At 67.1% G+C, this 26653-nt stretch carries 24 protein-coding genes; 18 read left to right on the forward strand and 6 right to left on the reverse strand.

The features are described from left to right. Positions 1 to 145: 145 nt before the first annotated feature. Both AC07WS_RS09665 and AC07WS_RS09670 read left to right on the forward strand, forming a co-directional pair. Positions 146 to 1285, forward strand: coding sequence for a succinylglutamate desuccinylase/aspartoacylase family protein (locus AC07WS_RS09665; RefSeq protein ID WP_494728824.1), 1140 nt, complete (start codon positions 146 to 148; stop codon positions 1283 to 1285). A 1-nt stretch (position 1286) separates the two neighbouring features. Then, positions 1287 to 2681: a YfcC family protein gene (locus AC07WS_RS09670; protein WP_494728825.1), complete on the forward strand. Its 1395-nt coding sequence runs from the start codon at positions 1287 to 1289 to the stop codon at positions 2679 to 2681. Between the two features lie 142 nt (positions 2682 to 2823). Here AC07WS_RS09670 and AC07WS_RS09675 read toward each other — a convergent pair whose 3' ends face one another. Next, positions 2824 to 3249: a GNAT family N-acetyltransferase gene (locus AC07WS_RS09675; protein ID WP_494728826.1), complete on the reverse strand. Its 426-nt coding sequence runs from the start codon at positions 3247 to 3249 to the stop codon at positions 2824 to 2826. Positions 3250 to 3347: 98 nt separating this feature from the next. Between AC07WS_RS09675 and argH the strand changes: the two genes are divergently transcribed. Together argH and AC07WS_RS09685 are read left to right on the forward strand one after the other, a co-directional pair. Further along, positions 3348 to 4745 (forward strand): argininosuccinate lyase, encoded by a 1398-nt coding sequence (argH, locus tag AC07WS_RS09680; RefSeq protein WP_494728827.1) that lies wholly within the window; start codon positions 3348 to 3350, stop codon positions 4743 to 4745. Positions 4746 to 4750: 5 nt separating this feature from the next. After that, positions 4751 to 5407, forward strand: coding sequence for a DUF6445 family protein (locus AC07WS_RS09685; protein ID WP_494728828.1), 657 nt, complete (start codon positions 4751 to 4753; stop codon positions 5405 to 5407). A 7-nt stretch (positions 5408 to 5414) separates the two neighbouring features. Here AC07WS_RS09685 and AC07WS_RS09690 read toward each other — a convergent pair whose 3' ends face one another. After that, positions 5415 to 6071 carry a hypothetical protein gene (locus AC07WS_RS09690; RefSeq protein WP_117013860.1) on the reverse strand — a complete coding sequence of 219 codons (657 nt, stop codon included), beginning with the start codon at positions 6069 to 6071 and terminating at the stop codon, positions 5415 to 5417. Positions 6072 to 6834: 763 nt separating this feature from the next. On the opposite strand from AC07WS_RS09690, the gene AC07WS_RS09695 reads away from it, so the two are divergent. From AC07WS_RS09695 to AC07WS_RS09750, 12 genes are all read left to right on the forward strand, one after another. Further along, positions 6835 to 9369, forward strand: coding sequence for a M4 family metallopeptidase (locus AC07WS_RS09695; protein ID WP_494728829.1), 2535 nt, complete (start codon positions 6835 to 6837; stop codon positions 9367 to 9369). Positions 9370 to 9482: 113 nt separating this feature from the next. Next, positions 9483 to 10685 carry a type II secretion system F family protein gene (locus AC07WS_RS09700; RefSeq protein WP_494728830.1) on the forward strand — a complete coding sequence of 401 codons (1203 nt, stop codon included), beginning with the start codon at positions 9483 to 9485 and terminating at the stop codon, positions 10683 to 10685. Further along, on the forward strand, positions 10682 to 12373 hold the full coding sequence (locus AC07WS_RS09705) for a GspE/PulE family protein (protein WP_494728831.1): 1692 nt from the start codon (positions 10682 to 10684) through the stop codon (positions 12371 to 12373). Before AC07WS_RS09700 ends, AC07WS_RS09705 begins: the two co-directional genes overlap by 4 nt. Continuing rightward, on the forward strand, positions 12360 to 13331 hold the full coding sequence (locus AC07WS_RS09710) for a hypothetical protein (RefSeq protein WP_494728832.1): 972 nt from the start codon (positions 12360 to 12362) through the stop codon (positions 13329 to 13331). The genes AC07WS_RS09705 and AC07WS_RS09710 overlap by 14 nt, the downstream gene beginning before the upstream one ends. Beyond that, a complete protein-coding gene (locus tag AC07WS_RS09715; protein ID WP_494728833.1) occupies positions 13328 to 13888 on the forward strand; it encodes a hypothetical protein in 561 nt (186 codons plus the stop codon). Before AC07WS_RS09710 ends, AC07WS_RS09715 begins: the two co-directional genes overlap by 4 nt. Next, positions 13876 to 14472 carry a hypothetical protein gene (locus tag AC07WS_RS09720; RefSeq protein ID WP_494728834.1) on the forward strand — a complete coding sequence of 199 codons (597 nt, stop codon included), beginning with the start codon at positions 13876 to 13878 and terminating at the stop codon, positions 14470 to 14472. Before AC07WS_RS09715 ends, AC07WS_RS09720 begins: the two co-directional genes overlap by 13 nt. Next, positions 14469 to 15047, forward strand: a complete 579-nt coding sequence (locus AC07WS_RS09725) for a hypothetical protein (protein WP_494728835.1) — start codon at positions 14469 to 14471, stop codon at positions 15045 to 15047. The genes AC07WS_RS09720 and AC07WS_RS09725 overlap by 4 nt, the downstream gene beginning before the upstream one ends. Continuing rightward, on the forward strand, positions 15044 to 17017 hold the full coding sequence (locus AC07WS_RS09730; protein ID WP_494728836.1) for a secretin GspD/PilQ domain-containing protein: 1974 nt from the start codon (positions 15044 to 15046) through the stop codon (positions 17015 to 17017). Before AC07WS_RS09725 ends, AC07WS_RS09730 begins: the two co-directional genes overlap by 4 nt. Before the next feature lie 2 nt (positions 17018 to 17019). Then, positions 17020 to 17493, forward strand: coding sequence for a type II secretion system protein (locus AC07WS_RS09735; RefSeq protein WP_494728837.1), 474 nt, complete (start codon positions 17020 to 17022; stop codon positions 17491 to 17493). Between the two features lie 5 nt (positions 17494 to 17498). Continuing rightward, the gene (locus AC07WS_RS09740; protein WP_161085347.1) at positions 17499 to 17873 is read left to right on the forward strand and encodes a type II secretion system protein; all 375 of its coding nucleotides are present in this window, start codon (positions 17499 to 17501) and stop codon (positions 17871 to 17873) included. After that, the gene (locus tag AC07WS_RS09745) at positions 17848 to 18351 is read left to right on the forward strand and encodes a type II secretion system protein (protein ID WP_494728838.1); all 504 of its coding nucleotides are present in this window, start codon (positions 17848 to 17850) and stop codon (positions 18349 to 18351) included. Before AC07WS_RS09740 ends, AC07WS_RS09745 begins: the two co-directional genes overlap by 26 nt. 128 nt (positions 18352 to 18479) lie before the next feature. Next, a complete protein-coding gene (locus AC07WS_RS09750; protein ID WP_494728839.1) occupies positions 18480 to 21002 on the forward strand; it encodes a M4 family metallopeptidase in 2523 nt (840 codons plus the stop codon). On the opposite strand, the gene AC07WS_RS09755 is transcribed toward AC07WS_RS09750, so the two are convergent. Further along, complete coding sequence (locus tag AC07WS_RS09755) at positions 21003 to 22631, reverse strand: CehA/McbA family metallohydrolase domain-containing protein (protein WP_494728840.1); 1629 nt, start codon at positions 22629 to 22631, stop codon at positions 21003 to 21005. A gap of 155 nt (positions 22632 to 22786) precedes the next feature. Between AC07WS_RS09755 and AC07WS_RS09760 the strand changes: the two genes are divergently transcribed. Then, a complete protein-coding gene (locus AC07WS_RS09760; RefSeq protein WP_494728841.1) occupies positions 22787 to 24016 on the forward strand; it encodes a M24 family metallopeptidase in 1230 nt (409 codons plus the stop codon). Positions 24017 to 24019: 3 nt separating this feature from the next. Here AC07WS_RS09760 and AC07WS_RS09765 read toward each other — a convergent pair whose 3' ends face one another. From AC07WS_RS09765 to AC07WS_RS09775, 3 genes are all read right to left on the reverse strand, one after another. Next, positions 24020 to 24448, reverse strand: coding sequence for a hypothetical protein (locus tag AC07WS_RS09765; protein ID WP_494728842.1), 429 nt, complete (start codon positions 24446 to 24448; stop codon positions 24020 to 24022). An 89-nt stretch (positions 24449 to 24537) separates the two neighbouring features. Then, positions 24538 to 25149, reverse strand: a complete 612-nt coding sequence (locus tag AC07WS_RS09770; RefSeq protein WP_494728843.1) for a nitroreductase family protein — start codon at positions 25147 to 25149, stop codon at positions 24538 to 24540. A gap of 34 nt (positions 25150 to 25183) precedes the next feature. Continuing rightward, the gene (locus AC07WS_RS09775) at positions 25184 to 26056 is read right to left on the reverse strand and encodes an EamA family transporter (protein WP_494728844.1); all 873 of its coding nucleotides are present in this window, start codon (positions 26054 to 26056) and stop codon (positions 25184 to 25186) included. A gap of 78 nt (positions 26057 to 26134) precedes the next feature. Here AC07WS_RS09775 and AC07WS_RS09780 point away from each other — a divergent pair, with 78 nt between their 5' ends. Continuing rightward, entirely contained in the window at positions 26135 to 26644 is a 510-nt protein-coding gene (locus AC07WS_RS09780) for a MarR family winged helix-turn-helix transcriptional regulator (protein ID WP_494728845.1), read from the forward strand. Positions 26645 to 26653 lie beyond the last annotated feature (9 nt).

The raw sequence follows: 26653 nt of genomic DNA on the forward strand, positions 1-26653 counted from the left end.
TGTTATATAAATGATTTCATAAAACTAACTGTACGCATATCCCCGGGAAAACTCAAGAAACCCGGCCCCGATTCGCCGCGCAACGATTTACTTTGTGAAAATAGTGCTACATACTCAATCTTTGTCGAAAAAAGCCCGCCCAGTCATGCAAGTACAACAACACCCCCTGTCCGGCCCGCACAGCAGCGCCGCCTACCAGCTGACCAGTTTCCACTACGGCCGCCCCGGCGCCGGCAAGAAGGTCTACATCCAGGCCTCGCTGCACGCCGACGAAGTGCCCGGCATGCTGGTGGCGCAATTCCTGCGCAAGCAGCTGGACGCGCTGGAGGCGGCCGGGCGCATCGCCGACGAAGTGATCCTGGTGCCGGCCGCCAACCCGATCGGCCTGGCGCAGGCCATCCACGGCGCCGCCTTCGGCCGCTTCGACCTCACCACCGGCATCAACTTCAACCGCTCCTACAAGCACGTGGCCGACGACCTGAAGAAGTCGCTGGACGGCCTGCTGGGGCAGGACGCCGACGCCAACGTGCGCCTGATCCGCGAACACGCGCGCGCCTCGATCGCCGCCTGGCAGCCGGCCACCGACGCCGACGCGCTGAAGAAAACCCTGATGACCCTGGCGGTGGACGCCGACATCGTGCTCGACCTGCACTGCGACAACGAGGCGGTGCTGCACATGTACGCCGGCACGCCGCTGGCCGAGGCGGCCGCGCCGCTGGCGGCCATCCTGGGCGCGCAGGCGCTGCTGCTGGCCTACCAGGCCGGCGGCGAGCCGTTCGACGAGGCCTGCAGCCGGCTGTGGTGGGACCTGGAGCGCCACTTCGGGGGCCGCTACCCGATCCCGGCCGCCTGCCTGTCGACCACGGTCGAGCTGCGCGGCGAGATGGAGGTCAGCTACGCGCTGGCCGAGCGCGACGCCGCCGGCCTGATCCAGTTCCTGACGCTGAGCGGCGTGCTGCGGGCGGCCGACGCCGAGGCCGCCGCGGCGGCGGCCGTGCTGCCGGCGCCGCTGTGCGCGGCCACGCCGCTGGAGGGGGTGGAACCGCTGTACGCGCCGCACGCCGGCATCCTGGTCTACACGCGCGAGCTGGGCGCGCGGGTGGCGCCGGGCGACGCCATCGCCGACCTGATCGACCCGGTCGGCGGCGACACCACGGTGATCCGCGCCGGCGTGGCCGGCGTGTTCTTCGCGCGCAGCGCGCACCGCCACGTGATCCGCGGCATGAACGTCGGCAAGATCGCCGGCGCCCAGGCCTACCGCGCCGGCGACCTGCTGAGCCAATAAGATGAGCACCAAAAAATTCAAGCTGCCGCACACCTTCGTGCTGCTGTTCATCATCCTGGCGCTGATCGCGGGCGCCACCTGGCTGGTCCCCGGCGGCAAGTACGACACCCACCTGGTCAACGGCAAGCAGCTGATCGACCCGGCCAGCTTCCACTACATCGCCAGCGCGCCGCAGGGGCTGGCCGCGCTGATGAAGGCGCCGATCAACGGCTTCGTCGACGCCGCGCTGATCATCGGCTTCGTGCTGATCGTCGGCGGCGCCTTCGCCGTGCTGCAGAAGACCGAGGCGGTCGACTCGATGATCAAGTCGCTGGCGCGCGCGCACGACAGCTCGGTGATCATCCAGCGGGCGCTGATCCCGGTGTTCGTCACCATGTTCTCGATCGGCGGCGCCACCTTCGGCATGAACGAGGAAGCCATACCGTTTATATTGATATTCGTGCCGCTGGCGCTGGCGCTGGGCTACGACACCATCACCGGCGTCTCGATCCCCTTCCTCGGCTCGCAGGTCGGCTTCTCGGCGGCGTTCCTCAATCCCTTCAACGTCGGCATCGCCCAGGGCATCGCCGGCGTGCCGGTGTTTTCCGGCTGGGCCTACCGGGTGATCGTGTGGGTGATCGCCACCGCCGTCACCATCGTGTTCCTGATGTGGTACGCCGCGCGCGTGAAAAAGACGCCGGCGCTCAGCCCGACCTACGCGCTGGACCAGGACAAGCGGCGCGAGCAGCCGCACGGCCTGGGCGAGTTCCACGGCATGACGGGGCGGCACAAGCTGGTGCTGACGATCTTCGTCGGCGCGCTGATCGTCATGGTGGGCGGCGTGGTGGGCTACGACTGGTACATCCACGAAATCGCCGCGCTGTTCCTGACGATGGGCATCGTCATCGGCCTGGTGGGCGGGCTCGACTCGGGCGAGATCGTTGAAGGCTACATCCAGGGCGCGCGCGACCTGGTGGGCACGGCGCTGGTGATCGCGCTGGCGCGCGGCACGATGATACTGGCGCGGGACGCCCACATCATCGACACCATGCTGCACGCGCTGATGCCGCTGGTGCAGTCGTCGAGTCCGATCTTCTCGGCGTGGAAGATGTTCGGCATCCAGACCGTGATCAACTTCTTCATCCACTCCGGCAGCGGGCAGGCCGCGCTGACGATGCCGATCATGGCGCCGCTGGCCGACCTGGTGGGCGTGACGCGGCAGACCGCGATCCTGGCGTTCCAGTTCGGCGAATTCACCACGCCGATGATACCGACGTCGGGCATCACGGTGGGCGTGCTGGCGCTGGCGCGCATCCCGTGGATCACCTGGGCCCGGTGGATGGTGCCGCTGCAGCTGATCTACGCCGCGCTGGCCCTGGCCCTGCTGGTGCCGCCCTGCCTGATGAACTGGCAATAAGCCATTGGGGTCAAGTCTGACATTCGGACACGAGCTCTACCGTAGGCCGCGCCTACGGTAGAGCTCGTGTCCGAATGTCAGACTTGACCCCCAGCCCATGGCACAGGCCGTGTCCGAATGTCAGACTTGACCCCCAGCCGTTTTAATTGCTGTAGATATTGGGGAAGTAGCGCTCCATCAGCGAGGCCGGGCGCAGCGGCGGCGTGAAGCCGAATTGCGCGTACAGCCCGTGCGCGTCGCCGGTCGCCAGCGTGAAGCGGCGCAGTCCCTGCAGGTCCGGGTGCCCCAGCACCGCCTCCACCAGCCGCTTGCCGTAGCCCCGCCCGCGAAACTCCGGCAGCACGAACACGTCGACCAGGTTGGCGAAGGTGGCGCAATCGGTCACCACCCGCGCGAAGCCCACCTGCCGCCCGTCCAGGTAGGCGCCAAAGCACAGCGAATGCTCGATCGCCCGCTCCAGCACCGCCAGCGGCATGCCGATCGCCCAGCTCGACTGCTCGCTGATAAATTGATGAATCAGCGGCACGTCCAGGTCCGCCTTGTTGGTGCTGATGTGCAGAGTCGTCATGATTTCGATGGGCAAAATGGTAATGTTGACATATTTTTGAGCAGCTTGCGGTTTATAATCGCTGCTGACATCAATCACGCGCACAAGACTTCCCCACTATGACAGCACAACTTTCCAAAAAAAGCGAAGCCTGGTCGGCCCGTTTCAACGAACCCGTCTCGGACCTGGTCAAACGCTACACCGCCTCGGTGTTCTTCGACAAGCGCCTGGCTAAGGCCGACATCCAGGGCTCGCTGGCCCACGCCGAGATGCTGGCCGCGCAGGGCATCATCAGCGCAGCCGACCGCGCCGAGATCGAACGCGGCATGGCGCAGATCGCCGCCGAGATCGACGCCGGCCAGTTCGAATGGCTGCTGGACCTGGAAGACGTCCACCTGAACATCGAAAAACGCCTGACCGAGCTGGTGGGCGACGCCGGCAAGCGCCTGCACACCGGCCGCTCGCGCAACGACCAGGTGGCCACCGACATCCGCCTGTACGTGCGCTCGGCCATCGACGACGTGCTGGCCCTGCTGGCCGCGCTGCGCGGCGCGCTGACCGACCTGGCCGAGAAGAACGCCGACACCATCATGCCCGGCTTCACCCACATGCAGGTGGCGCAGCCGATCACCTTCGGCCACCACATGCTGGCCTATGTCGAGATGTTCGGCCGCGACGCCGAGCGCATGGCCGACTGCCGTAAGCGCGTCAACCGCCTGCCGCTGGGCGCGGCCGCGCTGGCCGGCACCACCTTCCCGATCGACCGCCTGCGCGTGGCCAAAACGCTGGGCTTCGACGACGTCTGCCACAACTCGCTGGACGCCGTCTCCGACCGCGACTTCGCCATCGAGTTCACCGCCGCCGCCGCGCTGATCATGACCCACGTGTCGCGCATGTCGGAGGAGCTGGTGATCTGGATGAGCCCGCGCGTGGGCTTCATCGACATCGCCGACCGCTTCTGCACCGGCTCGTCGATCATGCCGCAAAAGAAAAACCCGGACGTGCCGGAACTGGCGCGCGGCAAGACCGGCCGCGTCTACGGCCACCTGATGGGCCTGCTCACCCTGATGAAGGGCCAGCCGCTGGCCTACAACAAGGACAACCAGGAAGACAAGGAACCGCTGTTCGACACCGTCGACACCGTGGTCGACACGCTGCGCATCTTCGCCGACATGGCCGGCGGCATCAGCGTCAAGCCGGAGGCGATGCGCGCCGCCGCGCTGCAGGGCTACGCCACCGCGACCGACCTGGCCGACTACCTGGTCAAGAAGGGCCTGCCGTTCCGCGACGCCCACGAGGCCGTGGCGCGCGCCGTGCGCGCCTGCGACGACCTGAAGATCGACCTGTCGGAGATGTCGCTCGAGCAGCTGCGCGCCTACTCGGCGCTGATCGACGACGACGTGTTCGCCGTGCTGACGCTGGAGGGCTCGGTGGCCGCGCGCGACCACGTGGGCGGCACCGCGCCCAAGCAGGTGCGCCAGGCCATCGCGCGCGTGCGCGAGCAGCTGGCCAAATAAAGGCCATGGCGCGCCCGACGCTCACCTACCGCAAACCGCAGCCGGGGCGCGACTACTGGGTCATCGACGACATCCTGCCGAACGCGCAGGAAGTGGCGCGGCGCTGCTTCGCCCGCGAGGACTGGGAACTGGGCGCGCCGCACCGCCCGGAGCCGTGGCCGGGCATGCGCAGCAAGGGCGCGCTGCTGCCGGACGAACTGGCGCTGGTGGAAGCCTGGGTCAGGAAGGTCACCGGCGCCAAGAAGCTGTGGCAGGAGGCCACGCCGCAGGGCAGCACCCTCAACCACAACTACGTGCAGCTGGTGGGCGGCATCGAATCGGGCCCGCGCCCGCACACCGATTCGCTCAAGCTGTGCCGCTACGCCGCCGTGATCTACCTGTCGCCCGACCCGCTGCCGGCGGCCGGCACCTCGTTCTACCGCCTGCGCTACCCGGACGGCACGCTGGGCGGCAACTACTGCAGCCCGCCGCACGCCAACCTGCGCGAGGCGCTGGGCGTGACCAGCCTGCCCCCGCAGGCCTGGCATGAGGAGCAGCGCATCGACAACCGCTTCAACCGCATGCTGCTGTACCGCGCCAACCTGGTGCACTCGGCCAGCGGCTACTTCGGCTGCGACCACGACGACAAGCGCATGACCGCCGTGTTCTTCTGGATGGCCTGAGCAGCGCCTACTGCGTGACGATCTTCGACAAGACCGAGAACGCCGCGCCGGTCTGGTTCTGCTCGAGCAGGATGGTCAGCTCGGTGTAGGTGCAGATCATGTTGACCAGGTTGATCTTGTCCCACGCCAGCTGCTTGAGGATGGCGTGGTAGATGCCCGGCGTGCGGCTGGTGTCCGGGTTCAGGTGCAGGGTCACCGCGTTCAGGTTGTCCTGGCGCGCCAGCAGGCGCTCGCCGGCAAACACTTCCTCCACCATCGTGGTCAGCACCCGGCTGCTGATGACCATGACCTCGTTGACGCCGCGCGTGACGGTGACGAAGGCGCCGCGCATCGGCTCGGCCTTGGACAGCAGGCGGCGGTGGCACTCGTTGATGCTGTCCGAATAGCGGTAGGTGTACTCGGTCAGCTCGGTGCGGGTGGTCAGCTCGCCGGTTTTCTGCGCCAGCGCCAATGGCTGGTTGCTGGCCTCCGGCAGGCGCTCGGCCACGCGCCGCAGCGCCATCACCACGGCCGCCTGGCCGACCGGCTTCCACATGTCGCTCTCGAGCTGCGGCTGCAGCTGGCGCGCCAGCTCCGACAGATTGATCAGATTGCGCCGCAACCCCTCGGTGAGAAACGACGAATCCATGACGATGCGTTCAACTTTGGTAGCAATCGACAGCATACAAGCTCCCCTGTCCGCGCGCCGGCGGACAAAAACTCAACTAACAGCAGGCGCTGCGCCGTGCGGCGCGCCGTGGTCGGCGCCCGCGCGGCGACGCAAACCCGCTGCCGGCGCCACGGATGGCGGCGCGGCGGCAGTCAGGCTGCGGCAAGCGGTGACAAATGGAGGGCGATGTTAAGTCGGTGGCGGCGCCGTCGTGTGGGCGGCGCGCAGAGCGCGGGCGGAACTGACATCATGCGTTGGGTGTGCGGTCATTGTTTTCTTCCTGTGGTTCCCGTTGCGCTTGTTACCAAGGGTCGTGCCCTGCGCTTTTTATATGCCGGTCGCGAACCATAATTCGCGCTGGCGTCAACTAGTTTAATTCGCAATATTAGAACTCTGCAACCACGATTTGCTGAAAAATTGGGCATAGTGTTGCGTAGCCACCGAAAATAGAGGGCGGCGTCTAGTTCGTTGTTGATATAAGACAAACCGCCCCTATCGTGCGCAATCCTGCCGTCAACTTCTGGTATGACAGCCACGCCGGCCCCGCGCGGCGCCTCGCCGGAGTGTCTCATTTCAGACATTTTTTTCTTCCGCGACTAATTTTCCAAGTTTTTTGACTTCGTCATCGCGACAGGAATAGTGTCGCCCCTACTCGCCGTTTTAGCCGCACAAAAACGCTGCACGGTCAACCGCCGCCGCAGCGCCGGGAACGCCGAGTTGGCCACTATCCCGGCCAAGGCCGCACCAAGCGAAAACACACAGACCCCATGGAGAAGAGATGAATTTACGTAAGACCCTACTCGCTGCATCCATCGTCGCCGCATTGCCGATGATGGCGTCCAACGCAGCCCAAGCGGCGGCACAGCTGATGTCCGCACCCGTGGCCCAGGCCTCTCCACAAGAGAGCGCGGGCCTGGTGGCCAAGATGGCCGCGCTCGACAGCCAGCGCGGCCTGTCCGCCGACCACAGCTTCCGCATCGCCAGCCAGCATCCCGGCGTGGTGGGCGAGAAGATCACCCGCGCCAACCACACGTACAAGGGCTTGCGCGTGTTCGGTTCGGAATCGGTGATCGTCACCAACAACGCCGGCGACATCATCAGCGAATCGGTGGCCGACCGCCGCGCCGCGCTGGACGCCCCCGCGGCCTCCGGCGGCCGCTCGGCCACCGTCGCCCAGGCCGACTGGACGCCGACGCTCAGCGCCAGCGACGCCATCGCGCTGGTGGTCAAGGCCGTCGCGCCGAGCGGCACCCACCGCTGGCAGCCCAGCGCCGAACTGCTGATCTATCCGGTGATGAAATCGGTGCGCATCCCCTCGGCCGTGAACAAGTCCGAGGCCGCGCTCAACGCCATGGACCTGGAACAGGTGGTCGACCACTACGAGCTGGCCTACTACGTGCAGACCCGCATGGCCAACAAGGGCAAGCCGGTGTACTTCGACACCATGGTCAACGCCAAGACCGGCGCCGTGATCGCCCAGTGGAAGGCGCTGCAGACCGTGGTCGGCACCGGCAACAGCCAGTACAACGGCCAGGTGCCGATCCAGACCTCGCTGTCGGGCAGCACCTACCAGATGCTGGACTCCACCCGCGGCACCGGCGGCACCTACGGCGGCATGGCGATCACCAACGCCAACCACAGCTCGGCCAACAGCCCGAACGCCGGCAACATCTACACCAACACCAGCAACGTCTGGGGCGACGGCCAGAACTACAACGGCGGCAGCACCACCAACGCCAACGGCCAGACCGCCGCGGTCAACGCGCTGTGGGGCCTGATGAACACCTACGACGGCCTGAAGAACGTGCTGGGCTGGCAGTCGCTGGACGGCAACAACACCGCCACCTACATCGCCGCCCACGTCGACACCGCCTACGACAACGCCTTCTACGACGACGGCTGCAAGTGCATGTACATCGGCGACGGCTCCAGCTTCTACAGCCTCGGTTCGATCGACGTGATCGGCCACGAGATGTCGCACGGCGTCACCGCCTCCACCTCCAACCTGAACTACTCGGGCGAGTCGGGCGGCCTGAACGAGTCGAACTCGGACATCGGCGGCGAGATGATCGAAGCCTACGCCCGCAACGGCGGCACCGGCAGCGTGATCCCGGCCACCGGCAACGACTGGATGATGGGCAAGGAGATCAGCAAATCCGGCCAACCGCTGCGCTGGATGTACAAGCCGAGCAAGGACGGCAGCAGCCCGGACGCCTGGAGCAGCTCGATCTCCAACCTGGACGTGCACTACTCCAGCGGCCCGAACAACCGCATGTTCTACTTCCTGTCGCAGGGCTCGAACTCCAGCTCCTCCAGCGACTACTACTCGAAATACCTGGTCAAGAGCCCGGCCGCGATGACCGGCATCGGCAACGACAAGGCATTCCGCATCTGGTTCAAGGCCAACACCACCAAGTTCACCTCGTCGACCAACTACGCCGACGCCCGCAACAAGGTGCTGGCAGCGGCCACCGAGCTGTACGGCGCCGGTTCGAAGGAAGCCATCGCGGTGCAGCGCGCCTACGCGGCGATCAACGTCGGCGCCGACATCGACGAGAGCGGCGCCACCGGCGGCGTGTCGATCACCACCCAGCCGTCGAACGTGAGCGTGGCGGCCGGTTCCACCGCCTCGTTCACCGTGGGCGCCAGCGGCGGCACCTCGCCGTACAGCTACAAGTGGTATCGCAACGGCGCCGTCATCAGCGGCGCCACCTCGGCCACCTACTCGCTGACGGCGCAGACGGCCGACAACGGCGCGGTGTTCAACGCCGTGGTCAGCGACTCGTCGTCGCCGGTCAAGACCGCCACCTCGGGCAACGCCACGCTGACCGTCGGCTCCGGCGGCGGCACCACCGAGCGCGTGACCAACGGCGGCTTCGAGTCCGGCGTCACCGGCTGGAGCGGCACCACCGGCGTGATCGGCAGCTACAGCGGCCAGACCGCCTACGAAGGCACCAAGTTCGCCTGGCTGGGCGGCAATGGCACCACCGCGTCCGAGACCATCACCCAGGCCGTGACGATCCCGTCGACCGCCACCTCGGCCACGCTGACCTTCGCGCTGCACATCGACACCGACGAAACCGGCAGCACCGCCTACGACAAGCTGGTGGTGACGGTGAAGAACAGCGCCGGTTCGGTGCTGGGCACCCTGGCCACGTACTCGAACGTGAACGCGGCCACCGGCTACCAGGTGCGCACCTTCAACATGCTCGCGTACAAGGGCCAGACCGTCACGCTGTCGTTCGCGATGAATGAAGACTCGTCGCTGCAAACGTCGTTCGTGGTGGACAAGGTCAGCCTGATCACCCAGTAAGTGTGGTAAGACAGCCCCGCCCGACCCGACGGGGCTGTTTTTTGCCGGGGCGGCAGTCCATCGCCGCCTCGTTTTTTTCCGGCTGATCGAGTGTTTAAGGCAGTACGCATGCAATGCAGTACCATCTCCAAGTGCAGGGCGGGCCGGGCGGCCCGCAAACCATAGCGATCGACGCCGCCAGCGAGGCGGACGCGATCCGGCAGGCGGCGCGCAACGGCTGGCGCGTGCTGGCCATCGGCGGTACCGAATCCACGGGTGCGGGGGCGCGCGCGCCCGCGCGCCTGAGCAAGCAGCCCTTCCCGCTGCTGCAATTCAGCCAGGAGCTATTGGCCCTGCTGGAAGCGGGCCTGAACCTGAGCGAAGCCACCGCCACCTTGCTCAACAAGGAAACCCGCGGCGGCGCGCGCGCCACCCTGGCCGCGATCCAGCGCTCGCTGCAACAGGGCAAAAGCTTCTCCGACACGCTGGCCGATTTTCCGGCCGTCTTCCCCGAACTGTATGTCGCCACCGTGCACGCGGCCGAGCGCTCGGGCAACCTGCCGGAGGCGCTGGCGCGCTTCGTCGGCTACCAGCTGCAATTCGACGCCATCCGCAAGAAGCTGGTCTCGGCCGCGATCTACCCGGCCATGCTGCTGGTGGTGGGCACGCTGGTCACGCTGTTCCTGATGGGCTACGTGGTGCCCAAGTTCAGCGTGGTGTACGAAGGCTCGGGGCGCGAGATCCCGTGGGCCTCGCGCCTGCTGCTGTCGTTCGGCCAGGCGCTGGCCGCGCATCCTTGGCTATGCGCCGGCGCGCTGGCCGGGGTGGTGCTGGGCGTGGTGCTCGGCCTGGGCAACGCCGCGCTGCGCGCTCGCCTGGTGCTGGCCATCCTGCGGCTGCCGGTGCTGTCGGCCAAGGCCGCCGAGTTCAGGCTGGCGCGCTTCTACCGCGCGCTGTCGCTGCTGCTGCACGCCGGCATACCGCTGGCCAAGGCGCTGGCCATGACCGGCGCCATGCTACTGCCGGCGCAGCAGGTGCAGCTGGTGCAGACGCGCCGCGCGGTCGAACAGGGGCTGCCGTTTTCCACCGCGCTGGAACAGAACGCGCTGGCCACGCCGGTGGCGCAGTCGCTGCTCAAGGTGGGCGAGAACACCGGCCGCCTGGGCGACATGCTGGAACGCTCGGCCAAGTTCCACGACGAGGAATTCGCGCGCTGGGTGGACTGGGCCTCACGCCTGCTCGAACCCGTGCTGATGACGGTGATCGGCGTGGTGATCGGCGGGGTGGTCGTATTGATGTACATGCCGATCTTCGAATTGGCGGGGAGCCTGTCATGAACGCACGCGAACCGGCTGTCCTCAGCCCCGGGATGCTGCACGGAGCGCGCGCCGCCGCGCTGGCGCAGGGCCGTCCGACCATGGCGCTGCTGCAGGAAGCCTGCGGCCTGACGCCGGAGGAACTCACGCGCCAGCTGGCCGCGCTGTTCTGCTATCCGGCCTGGCCGATGGGCAGACTGCAGGCGGCGCTGCCGGCCTTCGACCTGCTGTCCTACACCGACTGCGCGCAACGCGACTGCGTGCTGCTGCGCGAAGGCGGCGCGGCCGGCGCGGTGCCGGTGCTGGTGATCGGCAATCCCTTCGCCGAGGACACCTTGCAGTGGGCCGGCTACGCCATCGGCTGCGACTACACGGTGGCGCTGGCCCATCCCGACGACCTGGCGGCCTACCTGGTGCAGCAGGAGAGCGTGCAGCAGGCCATGCAGGACATGATGGAGGACGGCAGCCACGGCGAGACGGCGGGCCTGGACCAGACCATCGAGGACATCTCGCTGATCCGCATCAGCGAGGACAGCAGCCCGGTGGTCAAGCTGGTCAACTCCACCATCTACGACGCGCTGAAGTTCCAGGCCAGCGACATCCACCTGGAATGCGACGCGGCCAGCCTGGTGATCAAGTACCGGGTGGACGGGGTGCTGGTGCAGGCCGGCACGGTGCAGGGCCTGCAGATGGCCGAGCAGATCATCTCGCGCATCAAGGTGCTGGCGGAGCTGGACATCGCCGAGCGCCGCGTGCCGCAGGACGGCCGCTTCAAGGTGCGCGTCAAGGGCAGCGAGATCGACTTCCGCGTCTCCATCATGCCCAACATCTTCGGCGAGGACGCGGTGCTGCGCCTGCTGGACCGGCGCGCGCTGACCGAGGCCGCCGCCGCGCTGCGGCTCGAGAGCCTGGGCCTGAACGGCGACGCCATCGCGCAGATCCGCCGCCTGGCCGCCAAGCCGCACGGCATGCTGCTGGTGACCGGGCCGACCGGCTCGGGCAAGACCACCACGCTGTACGCCGCCATCACCGAGATCAACACGGGGCGCGACAAGATCGTCACCATCGAGGACCCGGTGGAATACCGGCTGCCGCGCGTGCTGCAGATTCCCGTCAACGAGAAGAAGGGGCTGACCTTCGCGCGCGGGCTGCGCTCCATCCTGCGCCACGATCCGGACAAGATCATGATCGGCGAGATCCGCGACGACGAAACCGCGCAGATCGCGGTGCAGGCCTCGCTGACCGGCCACCTGGTGTTCACCACCGTCCACGCCAACAACGTGTTCGACGTGGTCGGCCGCTTCCTGCACATGGGCGTGGACCCGTACAGCTTCGCGGCTGCGCTCAACGGCATCGTCGCCCAGCGGCTGCTGCGCCTGAACTGCGAGCACTGCGCGGTGGAGGTGGCGCCCGATCCGCAGGACCTGGCCGACAGCGGCTTGAGCGCCGACGACGTGCGCGACTGGCGCTTCAAGGCCGGCGGCGGCTGCGGCCATTGCCGCGGCACCGGCTACAAGGGCCGCAAGGCGGTGGCCGAGGTGCTGATACTGAACGACGCCATGCGCGAGATGATCTGCACCCGGGCGCCGGTGAGCCGCATGAAGGAGGAAGCGGCCACCATGGGCTTCCGGCTGGCGCGCAGCGCCGGGCTGGATCTGGTGCGGCAGGGGGAAACGACTTTACTGGAGCTCAATCGTGTCACTTATTGAACGTCTTGCCCGGCTGGCGCCGTTCGCGTCGCGGGGCGCTTGGGCGCCGCTGGCGCAGCGCAGGCTGCGCGTGCTGCTGTCGCCGCAGCAGCTGTTGTGCGTGGTCCGCCATGGCGGGCGCCTGGTGGACGGCAGCGCGCAGCAGATCGCCGTCGATAGCGCCGGCACCGGCGGCCACTGGCAGGCCGCCATCGACGCGCTGCGAGCGCTGTTGCAGCAGCCGGATATCGCGGCGGCCAGGCTGCCGCTGGAGGTCAGCCTGTCGGGACGCTGGAGCCAGCTGGTGCTGGCGCCGTGGAGCGACGCGCTGCTGTCCGAACCGTCGGCCAGCCGCTTCCTGCAAACGCAATTGGCCGCCCTGTACGGCGACAATGCGCGCGGCTGGGGCGTGGTCGGCGACGACGCGCCATACGGCCACACGCGGCTGGTCTGCGGCGTCGACAGCACGCTGCTGCAAGCGCTGAAGGATGTCGCCGCCGAATGCGGCCGCACCTGCCGCGTAATCGAGCCGCTGCTGGGCACCGCCCTGCGCGCGCTGGAGACGCCGCCACCGAAGCAACCGCGCAAGGACGCAGCCGCCGCCACCGGCGCGCTGGCGCTGATCGAGCCAGGCCGCATCACCATGGCCGCGCTGCGCGACCAGCGCATCGTCGCGATCCAGTCGCAGCCGGCCAGCGAGGCATGGCGGCTCGAACTGCCGCAAGCCTGGCAACGCTGGACGCTGCGCGCGCCCGAACTGGCCAGCATCGAACAAATCGCCATCACGGACCTGAGCGCGCTGCCGCCGGCGCCCGCGTCCGCGGTAGCGCCGTCCGCCGCCGCCGCGCTGCACCTGGTGCCCGACGCGCTGCCATCGCGCTTCCGGTTGAACGCCAATCCCTTCGGCGAACACGCCACCGTCGTCACGCCGGCAGCGCAAGCGCCATCAACCGCCGCCGAGCCGGAGGTGGCGGCATGACGCGCCTGAACTTCCTGCCACGCGCTACGCAGCCGACCGGCTGGCGACTCGCCTTGCTGGCCGTCGGCGTGCTGATGCTGCTGCCCGCCGCCGCCAGTTGGCTCTCGCAACTGCAAACGGTCAACCGCCTGGAAGCGCGGGTGGACGCGCAAACAGCCGCCACGCAACCGACGCGCCTCACGCGCCCCGCGCTGGCGCCAGCGCAGCAGCACGAACTTGACCTGCAAGTGAAGGCCGTGGCCGAAGCGGTGCGCCAGCTCAACCTGCCGGTCACGCGGGTGATCAAGGCCGTCGTCGCGCCGGCCGACGTGCGCGTGGCCCTGCTGGCGCTGGACCTGAACGGCCAAGCGCCGCAGGACGGCGCCGACACCGCCGCCCCATCGGGCGCGCTGAAGATCGCCGCCGAAGCGGAGACCGCGCAAGACATGATCAACTACCTGGCCTTCCTCAACCAGCAGCCGATGTTCCGCTCCGTGTACCTGATCAAGCACGAGATGATGGCCGGCGCCGGCGAACGGCCGTATCACTTTCAGCTGGAGGCCCAATGGCGGCAATAAAATCCGGCGCGCTGCCCAAGCTGAAGCTCGCGCCCAATCTCGCGCCACGGCTCGCGTGGCAAACGCGCCGCCTGCTGCGCCAGGCCGGTCCCGGCGCGGTGGCCGGCGTCGCCTGCGCGCTGCTGGCCGTGCTGGCGCAATGGCACGCGACACAGCTGGACCTGCGCCAGACCGCCCTGACGCGGCAGCTCAACGCCGCCGCCCGCGCCGCCGCCATCCCGCACACGCCCGCGCCAACCGCCGCCGGCGGCGTGGCCGCGTTCTACGCCTACCTGCCCGCGCACGACGCGATCCCCGACCAGCTCAAGGAACTGGTGAAGGTGGCGCAGCAAAGCGGCATAGCGCTCAACAAGGCGGAATACAAGCCGGAGCCGGACGCCAAGGCCGGCTTCCTACGTTATCGCATCACGCTGCCGGTCAAAGCCGACTACGCGAGCGTGCAAACCTTCCTCATCGGCGCACTGCAGGCGCTGCCGACGCTGACGCTCGATTCGGTCGCCTTCAAGCGCGAACAGATCGAGTCCGGCGAGATCGAGGCGCGCATCCAGTTCGTGCTGCTGGTGCGGCAGGAGGCGCGGCGATGAGGAAGATCGTAATCGGCGCAGCCGCCGTCGCCACGCTGGTGGCCGCGTGGTTCGCGCCCGACCAGGACGGTGGCGTGGTCGGCCCCGCAGCCGCCACCACGCGCGAAGCCGCGCCGGCAGCCGCCGCGCCTGCGCCGGTGGCCGTCGCAGCACCGCCAGCCGACACCGCAGGCGCCGCAACAGCCAGCGCGCCCGCCCCCGGCGCGGACGGCATCGACCTGCAGATCCACCCGCGCGTGGCGGACGGCGAGATGGGCAACGTCTTCGCCAAGCAAAGCTGGGCGCCGGAGACGCCGAAGAAAATCATGATGGATCAGGCGCTGGCGCAACAGGCGGCGCAGCAGGCCGGCGCGCCATCCGGCCCGCCGGCCCTGCCCTTCCAGTTCATGGGCCGCTTCACGGACGAAGGCAAGACCGCCTACTTCCTGCAAATCGACGGCCAGAACGTGGTCGCCCGTCCCGGTGAAAAAGTCAACGACAGCTACCTGCTCGACAGCGTCAGCGGCAATACGATGAACTTCGTCTACCTGCCGCTCAACCAAAAACAAACCTTAGTCGTAGGGGACACCAATTGAAGCCAACCGCCCATTGCCTGCACCTGCTGGCCGTCACACTGCTGCTGAGCGCCTGCGCCGGCAGCCAGACCTTCAAGGAAGGCAACGCCCTGCTGGACGCCGGCCAGATCGACCAGGGGCTGGCCAAGCTGGAACAGGCCTCGCGCGACGACCCGCACAACGCCGAATACCGCATCGTCCTGCTGAACCGCAAACTCAAGCTGGTCAACGCAATGAACAGCCGCGCCGACACGCTGCGTCTGAAAGGCCAGGCCGCCGAAGCCGGCGCGCTGTACGAGCAGGCGCTGGCCATCGACCCGGCCAACCTGGTGGCGCGCCAGGGCAAGGCCGCGCTGGCGCAGGACCAGCGCCACCAGCAGGCCATCGGCGAAGCGGAGGCGCTGCTGCAGCGCGGCGGCGACGCCAATCTGGCGCAGGCGCAGGAGCTGCTGCGCCCCCTGCTGGTGGAACGTCCCAACCAGCGCGATCTGCTGCGGCTCAAGACCCAGATCAGCGATGCCCAGACCCGCCTGCGCCCCGCCAGCGGACGGCTTGCGATGGCCTACCGCAAGCCGGTCACGCTGGAGTTTCGCGACGCGCCGCTGCGCGCCGTGTTCGATTTCATCAGCAAGGTATCGGGCCTGAACTTCGTGTTCGACCGCGACGTCGATCCCAACCTGCGCGCCACCATCTCGGTGCGCGACACCAGCATCGAGGAAGCCATCGGCATGCTGTTGAGCGCCAACCAGCTGGAACAAAGCGTCACCGGCGACCGCTCGATCACCATCTACCCGAACAACCCGCAAAAGCAGAAGGACTACCAGCAGCTGCTGGTGCGCAGCTTCTTCCTCGCGAACTCCGACGTGAAGACAGTGGCCTTCTCGCTCAAGACGCTGCTGAAGGCGCGCGACATCGTCACCGATGAACGCATCGGCACCATCATTATGCGCGACACGCCGGAGATGATACGCATGGCCGAACGCATCATCGCCGTGCAGGACGTGGCCGACCCGGAGGTGATGCTGGAAGTGGAGGTGCTGGAAGTGAAGCGCTCGCGCATCCAGGAGCTGGGCGTGCGCTGGCCCGACACCGTCGGCCTGACCCTGCTGGGCAGCGGCCAGTACGGCGCGCTGAACGTGGGCGACCTGCGCAAGATCAACGGCGACAGGATCGGCGTGGGCTTCGGCACCGTCACCATCAACGCCAACAAGAACGACACCGACAGCAACATCCTCGCCAATCCCCGCATCCGCGTGCGCAACAAAGACAAGGCCAAGGTGTTGATCGGCGACCGCGTGCCGGTGATCACCGTCACCACCAACAACGGCGTCAGCTCGGACAGCGTGAACTACGTGGACGTGGGCCTCAAGCTGGACGTGGAGCCCAACGTCTACCTGGACGACGAAGTGGCGATCAAGATCAACCTGGAGGTCAGCAGCGTGGTCAAGGAGATCGTCAGCAAATCCGGCACGCAGGCCTACCAGATCGGCACGCGCAGCGCGGCCACCGTGCTGCGCCTGAAGGACGGCGAAACGCAGGTGCTGGCGGGCCTGATCAGCGACGAGGACCGCACCACCGCCAACAAGGTGCCCGGAGTGGGCGAGCTGCCGGTGTTGAGCCGCTTGTTCGGCAGCCAGAAGGACGATTCGACCCGCAGCGAGATCGTGCTGTCGATCACGCCGCGCGTGCTGCGTTCCATCCGCCGGCCGGAATTGTCGGCGGCGGAGTTCAATTCCGGCACCGAAACCGACATCGGCGGCCGCAGCCAGCTGGGCACCACGCTGGCCTCCGTGCCCGACACGGCATCCGACATGGCGCCCACGCCACGCGATGCGGCGCCGGCCCTGGCACCCGGCGATACGTCCATGACCGGCAGCTCCGGCATGACCGGCGGCGACACACCGCCGTCGCCGGCCGCGCCACAGACGCCGCCGGCCAAGCCGGAGCCGGTCAATCCCGTGCACTACACGCCGCCGAAGAAAGGCCAGTAGCCATGCAACGCAAGGGTCAACGCGGCTTCACCTTCATCGAGTTGATGATCACGCTGTCCATCCTCGCCACGCTGGCGATGGTGGCCGCGCCGATGGCGCAGGTGGCGCTGCAGCGCGAAAAGGAGCACCAGCTGCGTGCCGCGCTGATCGAGATCCGCGAAGCCATCGACGCCTACAAGCGCGCCGCCGACAACGGCCGCATCAAACTGTCGATGGGCGATTCCGGCTACCCGAAGAAGCTGGAGGACCTGGTCGCCGGCGTGCCGGACCAGCGCAGCCCGCGCAAGCAGAACATGTACTTCCTGCGCCGCATACCGCGCGATCCCTTCGCACCGGCCGACAGCAACGGCGCCGGCTGGGCGCTGCGCTCCTACGCCTCGCCGCCGGACAATCCGTCCGAAGGCGAAGACGTGTTCGATGTCGGCTCGCGCTCCGCCGTCATGGGCCTGAACGGCATCCCCCTCAAACAATGGTGACGCCAATGAAGCGCAACAAGGGATTCACGCTGGTCGAACTGCTGGTGGTGCTGGCGATCATCTCGCTGCTGCTGACCATCGCGCTGCCGCGCTATTTCAGTTCGGTCGACAAATCGAAGGAGGTGGCGCTGCGCGAGAACCTGCAAGTACTCCGCAGCGGCATCGACAAATACTACGCCGACAAGGGCGAGTACCCGGCGGCGCTGGCGGACCTGGTCACGCAGCGCTACTTCCGCAAAGTGCCGCTGGACCCGGTGACGGAATCGGCCACCACCTGGCTGCTGCTGCCGTCCGCCGACGCCGAAAAACCCGGCGTGGCCGACATCCGCAGCGGCGCCAAAGGAAAAACGCGCGATGGCACGCCATACGAACAGCTGTAGGCGGCAGCGCGGCTTCGCCTATCTGTGGACGCTGATGCTGGTGGCCTTCATGGGCGTGGGCCTGACCATCGCCGCCGACCTGTATGCCACCGCCATGCGTCGCGACAAGGAACGCGAGCTGCTGTTCATCGGCCATGAATTCCGCCACGCGCTGGAGGGCTACACCAAGGCCAACGGCGCCGGCCAGTATCCGCTGACGCTGGAGGAGCTGCTGAAAGACCCGCGCTTCCCCAGCGCCAAGCGCCACCTGCGCCGCCTGTACAACGACCCGGTCACCGGCAAGCCCGATTGGGCGCTGGTGCTGCAGCAGGGCCGCATCGTCGGCATCCGCTCCACCTCCGCGCAGCGCCCCATCAAGCAGGAAAACTTCGACGACGACGACGCCGGCCTGGCGAAAAAGCAGCGCTACGCCGACTGGGTGTTCACCTATCCGCACGACCTGTTCACGGTGCCGCAGAACGCCGACGCCAAACGCTGACTTGTTGCGAACTTCTTGATATGGGACAGAACGCCCCGCCCATCCGCGATCTAGCGTGATTCATCCGCCATGCGGAATCGGCGACATCATTCGATGCCAGCTGGAATGGTTGAAATTGGGAGGATGAGATGATCCTGCGTACACGCCTGCTCACCGCCACCACCGCCGTCGCCGCCGCGACGTCGCTGCTGGCCGCCACCGCGACGCTCGCGGCAGACCAACTGATGGCCCCTCCGGTCAACACGCTCACGCCGCAGGACAGCTCCGGCCTGGTCGCGAAGCTGGCGGCGATGGACGCCGCGCGCGGCGTGCCGCCGGACCTGAGCTTCCGCATCGGCAGCCTGCATCCCGGCGTGGCCGGACAGAAGATCGTCCGCGCCCAGCACACGTACAGGGGCTTGCGGGTGTTCGGCTCGGAGTCGGTGGTAGTCACCGACACGGCGGGCAATATCGTCAGCGTCTCCACCGCCGACCGGCGCGGCCAGCTGGCCGCCGGCCTGGCGCCGGCCTCCGTCAGCGACATGGCGCCGAAGCTGAGCGCCGGCGACGCCATCGCCGTGGCAACCAAGTCCATCGCGCCGCGCGGCACCAACCGCTGGCCACCCAGCGCCGAGCTGCTGATCTACCCGGTCATGAAGACGGTGCGCATGCCCTCCGCCGCCGGCAAGCCCGAGGCCGACCTCAATGCGCTGGACCTGGAAGAAGTGGTGGACCGCTACGAGCTGGCCTACTACGTCAAGCTGCGCCTGGCCGAAGACGGCAAGCCGGTCTACTTCGACACCGTCGTCAACGCCATGACCGGCGCCATCATCGCGCAGTGGCAGGCGCTGAAGACGGTGGTCGGCACCGGCAACAGCCAGTACAACGGCGTGGTGCCGATCAATACCTCGCAGACCGCCAGCGGCTACCAGATGCTGGACGATACGCGCGGCACCGGCGGAAAATTCGGCGGCATGGCGATCACCAACGCCAACCACAGTTCGGCCAACAACCCGGACCCCGGCAGCATCTACGTCAACGGCACCAACGTCTGGGGCGACGGCCAAAACTACAACGGCGGCAGCACCACCAACGCCAACGGCCAGACCGCCGCGGTCAACGCGCTGTGGGGCCTGATGAACACCTACGACGGCCTGAAAAACGCGCTGGGCTGGCACTCGCTGGACGGGAACAACACCGCCACCTACATCGCCGCCCACGTCGACACCTCCTACGACAACGCCTTCTACGACGACAGCTGCAAGTGCATGTACATCGGCGACGGCGACACCTTCTACAGCCTGGGCTCCATCGACGTGATCGGGCACGAGATGTCGCACGGCGTCACCGCGTCAACGGCGGACCTGGTGTACTCCGGCGAATCGGGCGGCTTGAACGAATCGAACTCCGACATCGGCGGCGAGATGATCGAAGCTTACGCACGCAATGGTGGCGCCGGCAGCGTGATCCCGGCCACCGGCAACGATTGGATGATGGGCAAGGAGATCAGCAAGAGCGGCCAGCCGCTGCGCTGGTTGTACAAGCCAAGCAAGGATGGCAGCAGCCCCGATGCGTGGAGCAGCACCCTGAAATACCTGGACGTGCATTACGCCAGCGGGCCGAATAACCGCATGTACTACTTCCTGTCGCAGGGCTCCAGCGCCGACCCGTCCACCGACTACTACAGCAAGTACCTGGTCAAGAATCCGGCCGCGATGACCGGCATAGGCAACGACAAGGCTTACCGCATCTGGTTCAAATCGCTGACCACCAAGTTCACCTCGACGACCAACTACGCCGATGCCCGCGCCAAGGTGCTGGCATCGGCGCAGGAACTGTACGGCGCCGGCTCGAAGGAAGCCATCGCGGTGCAGCGCGCGTACGCGGCGATCAACGTCGGCGCGGACGTCGACGAAACCGGATCCACCGGCGGCGACCTCACGATCACCACGCAGCCGGCCAGCGTGACCGTGGCGCCGGGGGCCACCGCGTCGTTCAGCGTGGCCGCCAGCGGCGGCACACCGCCCTACTCCTACAAGTGGCTGCGCAACGGCGCGGAGATCGCCGGCGCCACCTCGGCCACCTACTCGCTGACCGCGCAGCTGTCCGACAACGGCGCGATGTTCAACGCGGTCGTCGGCGATGCGTCATCGCCGCCGAAGAGCGCCACCTCGGCCAAGGCGACGTTGACGGTGGCCGCCGGCGGCGGCAACGAACTGGTGACCAACGGCGGCTTCGAAAACGGCACCACCGGCTGGCATGGCAGCACCGGCGACATCGGCAGCTTCTCCGGCCAGCAGGCCTACGAAGGCACGCGCTACGCCTGGATGGGCGGCAACGGCTTCTATGCGATCGAAACGCTGACCCAGACCGTGACGATACCGTCAAACGCCGCGTCGGCGATGTTGACCTTCGCGCTGCACATCGACACGGACGAAACCGCCCACAGGGTCTACGACCGGCTGACCGTCACAGTGCGCAGCAGCACAGGCGCGGTGCTGCGCACGCTGGCCAACTGGTCCAACCTCGACGCCGCCGACGGCTACCAGATCCGCAGCTTCGACCTGTCGGCGTTCAAGGGCCGCACGGTGACGCTGTCCTTCGTCATGCGCGAGGACAGCGGCAAGCAGACCTCCTTCGTGGTCGACAAGGTCAGCCTGCTGACGAAGTAATCAGCGCAGGCTGACGAACACCGGGTTCGAATAGAACCACAGGCTGCGGTAGTTACGGTCGTTGATGTCGTTGAAGCGCGCCGTGTTGTCGGCGGTGCCGGTGCGCTGGTCCGCCAGCGGTTCGCCGTCCTGGGTCAGGCCGGCGACGTCGGTGCCCAGGTTGGTGCCGCGCAGGCGGTAGTACTGGTTCTTGCTGGCGGTGGTTTCGTAGCTGATGCTGTAGTAGCCGTCCGCATCGACCTTCCAGTCCGCGCTGGTGAAGCGCTTCACCACGCGCGTGCTGGCGTTGGTGGCCACGCTGTAGGCGGCGCTGCCCGGCGTGGCCTTGGCATTGACGTCGCCGACGATCAGGTCGACATGGTCGACCACCGGCTTGACGTTGGCCGCCGTGCCGCTGTCGACCGGCTTCTCGTAGTTGTTCTTCGCCGGCGACTTGAAGCGGATGGTGATCGTCACCTTGTCGCCGCTGACGACCTTCAATTCGCCGCCCATCTCCTTGCGGTCGTCCCTGCTGGCCAGGTTGAAGTCCAGCGCGTTGATCAAGTCTCCGTAGACCGAGAACATTTTGCCCGAGCGCAGACCTTGCAGCAGATCCCTGGCGGCCGGCTTGCCCTGGGCGCTGTTGAAGACATAGTTCTTCGCGTACTCGCCGGGGAAGTATCCGCTGCTGTTGCCACCGACGATTTTGAAGTGGGTGTCCGAATCGGTCAGGTTCCAGATGCGGCGGCCCTCGCCGAGCAGCGCATCCCACACGCCGCCGACCTTGGCGACGACGTAATCGACGCCGCCGTAGGCGCGCAGCGGCGCGTTCTCCGGCGTGTAGGCGGCCGTGTAACCGCCGCGGTCGGGCTCCATCTGGTTGCCGATCATGCCTTCGATGGCGAACACGATGTTCGGCGCGATGTCGTTGAAGCGGCGGAAGTCGTCGACGGTGTAGCTGCCCTTGTTGCGCGACGGGTGGTTGACCACGGCGTAGCTGGTGTCCGGGTAGTTGTCCTTCAACCAGCTGATGGCCTTGAGCGCGTCGTCGGCGCTGGCGTTGTAGCGGTTGGCGCCGTACTTGACCTTCCACGCGGCGACATCGGCGGCATCGAACAGCGCCGGGTCGCGGGTGGTGAACAGGTATTCGAACTCCTTCATGCCCTTGGTGCTGGAGGCCAGCTTGTCGCCGCCCTCGAACAGGCCGATGCCGATGTGGTCATGGGTGGGCATGTCCCATTCGAAGCCGGAGAAGATCAACTTGTCGGCGTAGGTGCCGGCCGCCTGCAAGGCCTGCACGCGCGGGATCTCGTAGCGTTCGACGCCGAGCGACAGCGGAATCCCCGCCGGCAGCGACGCGCCCTTTTCGTCGCGCGACGACAGGCGCAGGTGGTTGCTGACCGCCATCCAGTCCAGGCCATAGCTGGTGAAGGCCTTGCCCAGCACCTTGTCCAGCGTCTGGCTGACGTCCGTGTCAGGCGACTGCGTAGTGTGGGTGTGCAGGTCGCCGGCGATCCAGCGGCCGGCCGGCAGCGGCGGCACGACGACGTCCGCGGGCTGGTCGCCGCCGCAGGCAACGGCGGTCAGCATGATGGCAATGGCGGTGGGGATCAGCAATTGGCGTGGGCGAAAATGGGAGACGAACGACATGATAAATGAGTCCTGAAGGTGGATGCGGAATTCGGCACACTAGCATCGGACTATTACCTGCCTGTGACTTGGCGGCGCGGGCAAAACTGCTATGATCGTCGGCTGGCGCAGACCAAGATCCGCGCGGCCACGCAAATCACACCAGGGATATAAAAATGACTATTGGCGGAAAAACCATGGAAGAGGCTCTGGCCTCGCTGTCCGACATGACCGGGGGCGCTGTCCCCATCGGCAAGGACGAACACCTCCAGCGACTGGCGCGCGCGCAGGCTTACATGCGCGACCAGGGCATCGCGGCGATCTACGTCAACGCCGGCTCCAACATGACCTACTTCACCGGCACCAAGTGGAGCGCCAGCGAGCGCATGGTCGGCGCCATCCTGCCGGCCAGCGGCGCGGTGGAGTACATCGCCCCGGCCTTCGAGGAGAGCACGCTGAAGGATTTCATGCGGATCGAGGGCAACGTCAATACGTGGCACGAGCATGAGAGCCCATACCAGCTGTTCATCGACACGCTCAAGCGCATGGGCATCGCGCCTGCCGCAGCCGGCGGCGCAGCTCCGCGCATCGGCATCTGCGAGAGCGCGGCCTTCTTCATCTACGACGGCATCCGTCCGCTGGCCGACGGCTACGCGCTGGAGAACGCGCGCCAGGTCACGGCGCACTGCCGCACCCGCAAGTCCGCCAACGAGATCGCGCTGATGCAGCGCGCCAAGGACATGACGCTGGCCGTGCACGTGGCCACCGCCAGCATGCTGCGCGAAGGGATCACCACGACCGAAGTGGAGGAGTTCATCAACCGCGCGCACCGCAAGGTCGGCGCGTCCGGTTCGTACTTCGTGATCGTGCTGTTCGGCGAGGCGACCGCGTATCCGCATGGCGTGAGCTATGTGCAAACGTTGCAACGGGGCGACACTGTGCTGATCGATACAGGCTGCAAACTGCACAACTACATTTCCGACATCACGCGCACCTATGTGTACGGCGAGATCAGCGAGCGTCAGCGCTCGGTGTGGAACAGCGAGAAGGCAGCGCAGCTGGCTGCCTTCAACGCGGCGCAGCTGGGCGTGCCGTGCGAGCAGGTGGACCAGGCGGCGCGCCGTTCGCTGGAGGCCGACGGCTTCGGCCCCGGCTACAAGCTGCCTGGCCTGCCGCACCGCACCGGCCACGGCATCGGCCTCGATATCCACGAGTGGCCCTACCTGGTCGGCGGCGACAAGACGCCGCTGGACGTGGGCATGTGCTTCTCGAACGAGCCGATGATCTGCATCCCCGGCGAATTCGGCGTGCGCCACGAGGACCACTTCTACATGACGGAGAACGGCCCGAAATGGTTCACCGAGCCGGCGCACAGCATCGACGATCCGTTCGGCCTGCGCAAGTAGGCCTTATGCCTGCATGCGCTTGAGCCGGTCGTAGAAGTACAGCGGCGCGGTGACATGCAGCACGCCGTCGGCGCGGCGGATCACGACACGGTTGGAATCCCAGCGCATCCAGCGTGGGCCTTTGTAGTTGAAGATGCGGCCCTCATCGGTTTCGCCCGCAGGGACGAAACCGAATTGCTGCACGCGGCCGACGAAGGCCGTCTCCCCAGCCGCATCCACGGTGCCGCGCACCGGAAGGCACATCAACAGCGAGGGCAATTGGCCTACGCACGCGCCGACCAGCACTCCCCGCACGAGCGCACTCGGCTCCCAGTAACTGGCCAACAATGCGACGGCAAGGAAGCCGGCGACCAGACACCCCCAAACTATCCAGTCGCGCGTGCTCAGGAAGGGATTGAAGCCAATCGACTGCTTGTGGAAAGTCTGCGCCATGTTCGCTGCCCTGTCGTGAAAAAGAAGTCAGCATTCTGCGCCGCCGCGCCGGGAAAATCCAGCCATTCCCGGTGCGGCCATGACGCGGCTCAAACGAATTCCATCACTTCCTGCAGCGGCTTGCGCAGCTTCTGCGGCCAGTTGCCGGCGGCGGCGTAGCCGATCGACAGCAGCATCACCGGCACGTCGGACTCGCCCAGGTTGAATTCGCGTTTCACCCCGGCGGCGTTGAATCCGCTCATGGCGCTGCTGGCCAGCCCCATGCCCTCGGCGGCCAGCATCATCGTCATCGCCGCCAGCGAGGCGGAACGCAGCGCTTCGTCCCGCTGCAGCTGCGGATTGCCGGGATGCGTGTGCAGCGCCATGCCCACCCACACATCGGCGACCGTTTGCGGCATGATCCCGGCGTCCACCGACGGTTTCAACGCCTGCGGCAGGCCTGCGTGCGCGTCCAGGGTGCCGACGACGATGAAGGTGACCGGCGCATCGGCCACCTTCTGCTGGCCGAAGGCGACCTCCTTCAGGCGCTCCTTCGCTTGCGGCGTGCGCACCGCGATGAACCTCCAGTTCTGGAAGTTGTAGGCCGACGGCGCCAGCGTCGCCAGGCGCACCAGCTCCGAGATGTCGGCGTCGCTCAGCGCGCGGCTGGTGTCGAAACGGTTGGCGGAGATGCGCGATTCGATCAGGTGTTTGATGTTCATTTAGTTCTCTCTGTGAGTGGTTGAAAAGCGCGTATCAGCGGGGCTGCGCGGAAGCCCGTTGCACCGCCAGAATGCTGGCCAGTACCGTGACCAGGCCGGCCAGCGACAGGCCGCTCATCGCCTGTCCCAGCAAGGCCCAGCCCAGCACCACCGCGACCAATGGACTCAGCAAGCCCAATGAGGACACCGCCACCGGCGACAGCCGGGCGATCCCGCGGAACCACAAGGCATAAGCCAGCAGCGCACCGGCCAGCGACAGATAGGCATAGCCCAGCACCTGCACCGCGCCCAGCGCCGGCAGCGGCGGGTCGATCAGCACGGCCAGTGGCGCAAGCATCAGGCCACCGAGCAGCAGCTGCCAGCCGGTCAAGGCCAGCACCGGCAGTTCGCTGCGCCAGCGGCGCGTGAGATAGGTGCCGGCCGCCATGCAGGCCGCGCCGGCCAGCGCCGCCGCGATGCCGGCCGCGTCCCACGCGGCGCCCGGCGACAGCAGCAGCACCGCCATCCCCAGCACGCCCAGCACGCCGGCGCCCACGGCCAGCCGCGCCGGCGGGCGCCGCTCCAGCAGCCAGGCCAGGCCCATGACCAGCAAGGGCTGGATCGCGCCGACCACCGCCGCCAAGCCGCCCGGCAGACGATAGGCCGCGATGAACAGCAGCGCCTGGAAAAAGCCGATGTTCAGCGCCGACAGGACCGCCAGCCGGCCCCACTCGGCGCGCGGCGGCAGCCGGCCCACGAAAACCAGCAGCAGCACGCCGGCCGGCAGGGTGCGCAGCAGCGCGGCGATAAAGGGCCGGTCGGGCGGCAGCAGCTGCGTGGTGACGATGTAAGTCGATCCCCAGATGGCCGGCGCCAGCGCGGTGGTCAGTGTGGTGATCAGGGATGATGTCGTGCTTTTCTCGCTCATGGCATTTGTCTCGACTTCAAGATAAAATGGAAGTCTGATCAAAAACAATCTTGATGTCAAGATAAATTGGAGTGTGCTATGCCGAACGAGAGACCGATGGATGCCGTGGATGCCATCGTGGCGCAGTGGCGCCGTGAGCGTCCCGACCTGGACGTGGCGCCGATGGCGACGATAGGACGGTTGAAGCGAAGTGCCGCGCTGCTGCAGCGCAGGCTGGACGCGACCTTCGCGGAATTTGGAATGGGTGCGTGGGAATTCGATGTGCTGGCGACGCTCAGGCGTTCCGGCGCGCCCTACTGCCTGGCGCCGACCGCGCTGTTCTCGGCGATGATGATCACCTCCGGCACCATGACGCACCGGCTGCAGCGGCTGGAAGCCAGCGCGCTGGTCGAGCGGGTGCCCAACCCCACGGACGCCCGCAGCCTGCTGGTGCGGCTAACCCCGGCCGGGCTGGAACTGATCGACCGCGCGGTGGCCGCGCATGTCGACAATGAACACAAGATCCTGTCGCCCCTGAGCCCAGCGGAACTGGCGCTGCTGGACACGGGGCTGATCAAACTGCTGGCGGTGCTGGAGCCGGCGGAGTAAGGCCCGCCG

Source organism: Duganella sp. GW821-FHT01E12 (genome assembly GCF_059422325.1).

Coding starts and splice junctions, on each gene's coding strand:
- AC07WS_RS09665 (WP_494728824.1), top strand. CDS start 146: ATGCAAGTACAACAACACCCCCTGTCCGGCCCGCACAGCAGCGCCGCC.
- AC07WS_RS09670 (WP_494728825.1), top strand. CDS start 1,287: ATGAGCACCAAAAAATTCAAGCTGCCGCACACCTTCGTGCTGCTGTTC.
- AC07WS_RS09675 (WP_494728826.1), bottom strand. CDS start 3,249: ATGACGACTCTGCACATCAGCACCAACAAGGCGGACCTGGACGTGCCG.
- argH (WP_494728827.1), top strand. CDS start 3,348: ATGACAGCACAACTTTCCAAAAAAAGCGAAGCCTGGTCGGCCCGTTTC.
- AC07WS_RS09685 (WP_494728828.1), top strand. CDS start 4,751: ATGGCGCGCCCGACGCTCACCTACCGCAAACCGCAGCCGGGGCGCGAC.
- AC07WS_RS09690 (WP_117013860.1), bottom strand. CDS start 6,071: ATGCTGTCGATTGCTACCAAAGTTGAACGCATCGTCATGGATTCGTCG.
- AC07WS_RS09695 (WP_494728829.1), top strand. CDS start 6,835: ATGAATTTACGTAAGACCCTACTCGCTGCATCCATCGTCGCCGCATTG.
- AC07WS_RS09700 (WP_494728830.1), top strand. CDS start 9,483: ATGCAGTACCATCTCCAAGTGCAGGGCGGGCCGGGCGGCCCGCAAACC.
- AC07WS_RS09705 (WP_494728831.1), top strand. CDS start 10,682: ATGAACGCACGCGAACCGGCTGTCCTCAGCCCCGGGATGCTGCACGGA.
- AC07WS_RS09715 (WP_494728833.1), top strand. CDS start 13,328: ATGACGCGCCTGAACTTCCTGCCACGCGCTACGCAGCCGACCGGCTGG.
- AC07WS_RS09720 (WP_494728834.1), top strand. CDS start 13,876: ATGGCGGCAATAAAATCCGGCGCGCTGCCCAAGCTGAAGCTCGCGCCC.
- AC07WS_RS09725 (WP_494728835.1), top strand. CDS start 14,469: ATGAGGAAGATCGTAATCGGCGCAGCCGCCGTCGCCACGCTGGTGGCC.
- AC07WS_RS09735 (WP_494728837.1), top strand. CDS start 17,020: ATGCAACGCAAGGGTCAACGCGGCTTCACCTTCATCGAGTTGATGATC.
- AC07WS_RS09740 (WP_161085347.1), top strand. CDS start 17,499: ATGAAGCGCAACAAGGGATTCACGCTGGTCGAACTGCTGGTGGTGCTG.
- AC07WS_RS09745 (WP_494728838.1), top strand. CDS start 17,848: ATGGCACGCCATACGAACAGCTGTAGGCGGCAGCGCGGCTTCGCCTAT.
- AC07WS_RS09750 (WP_494728839.1), top strand. CDS start 18,480: ATGATCCTGCGTACACGCCTGCTCACCGCCACCACCGCCGTCGCCGCC.
- AC07WS_RS09755 (WP_494728840.1), bottom strand. CDS start 22,631: ATGTCGTTCGTCTCCCATTTTCGCCCACGCCAATTGCTGATCCCCACC.
- AC07WS_RS09760 (WP_494728841.1), top strand. CDS start 22,787: ATGACTATTGGCGGAAAAACCATGGAAGAGGCTCTGGCCTCGCTGTCC.
- AC07WS_RS09765 (WP_494728842.1), bottom strand. CDS start 24,448: ATGGCGCAGACTTTCCACAAGCAGTCGATTGGCTTCAATCCCTTCCTG.
- AC07WS_RS09770 (WP_494728843.1), bottom strand. CDS start 25,149: ATGAACATCAAACACCTGATCGAATCGCGCATCTCCGCCAACCGTTTC.
- AC07WS_RS09775 (WP_494728844.1), bottom strand. CDS start 26,056: ATGAGCGAGAAAAGCACGACATCATCCCTGATCACCACACTGACCACC.
- AC07WS_RS09780 (WP_494728845.1), top strand. CDS start 26,135: ATGCCGAACGAGAGACCGATGGATGCCGTGGATGCCATCGTGGCGCAG.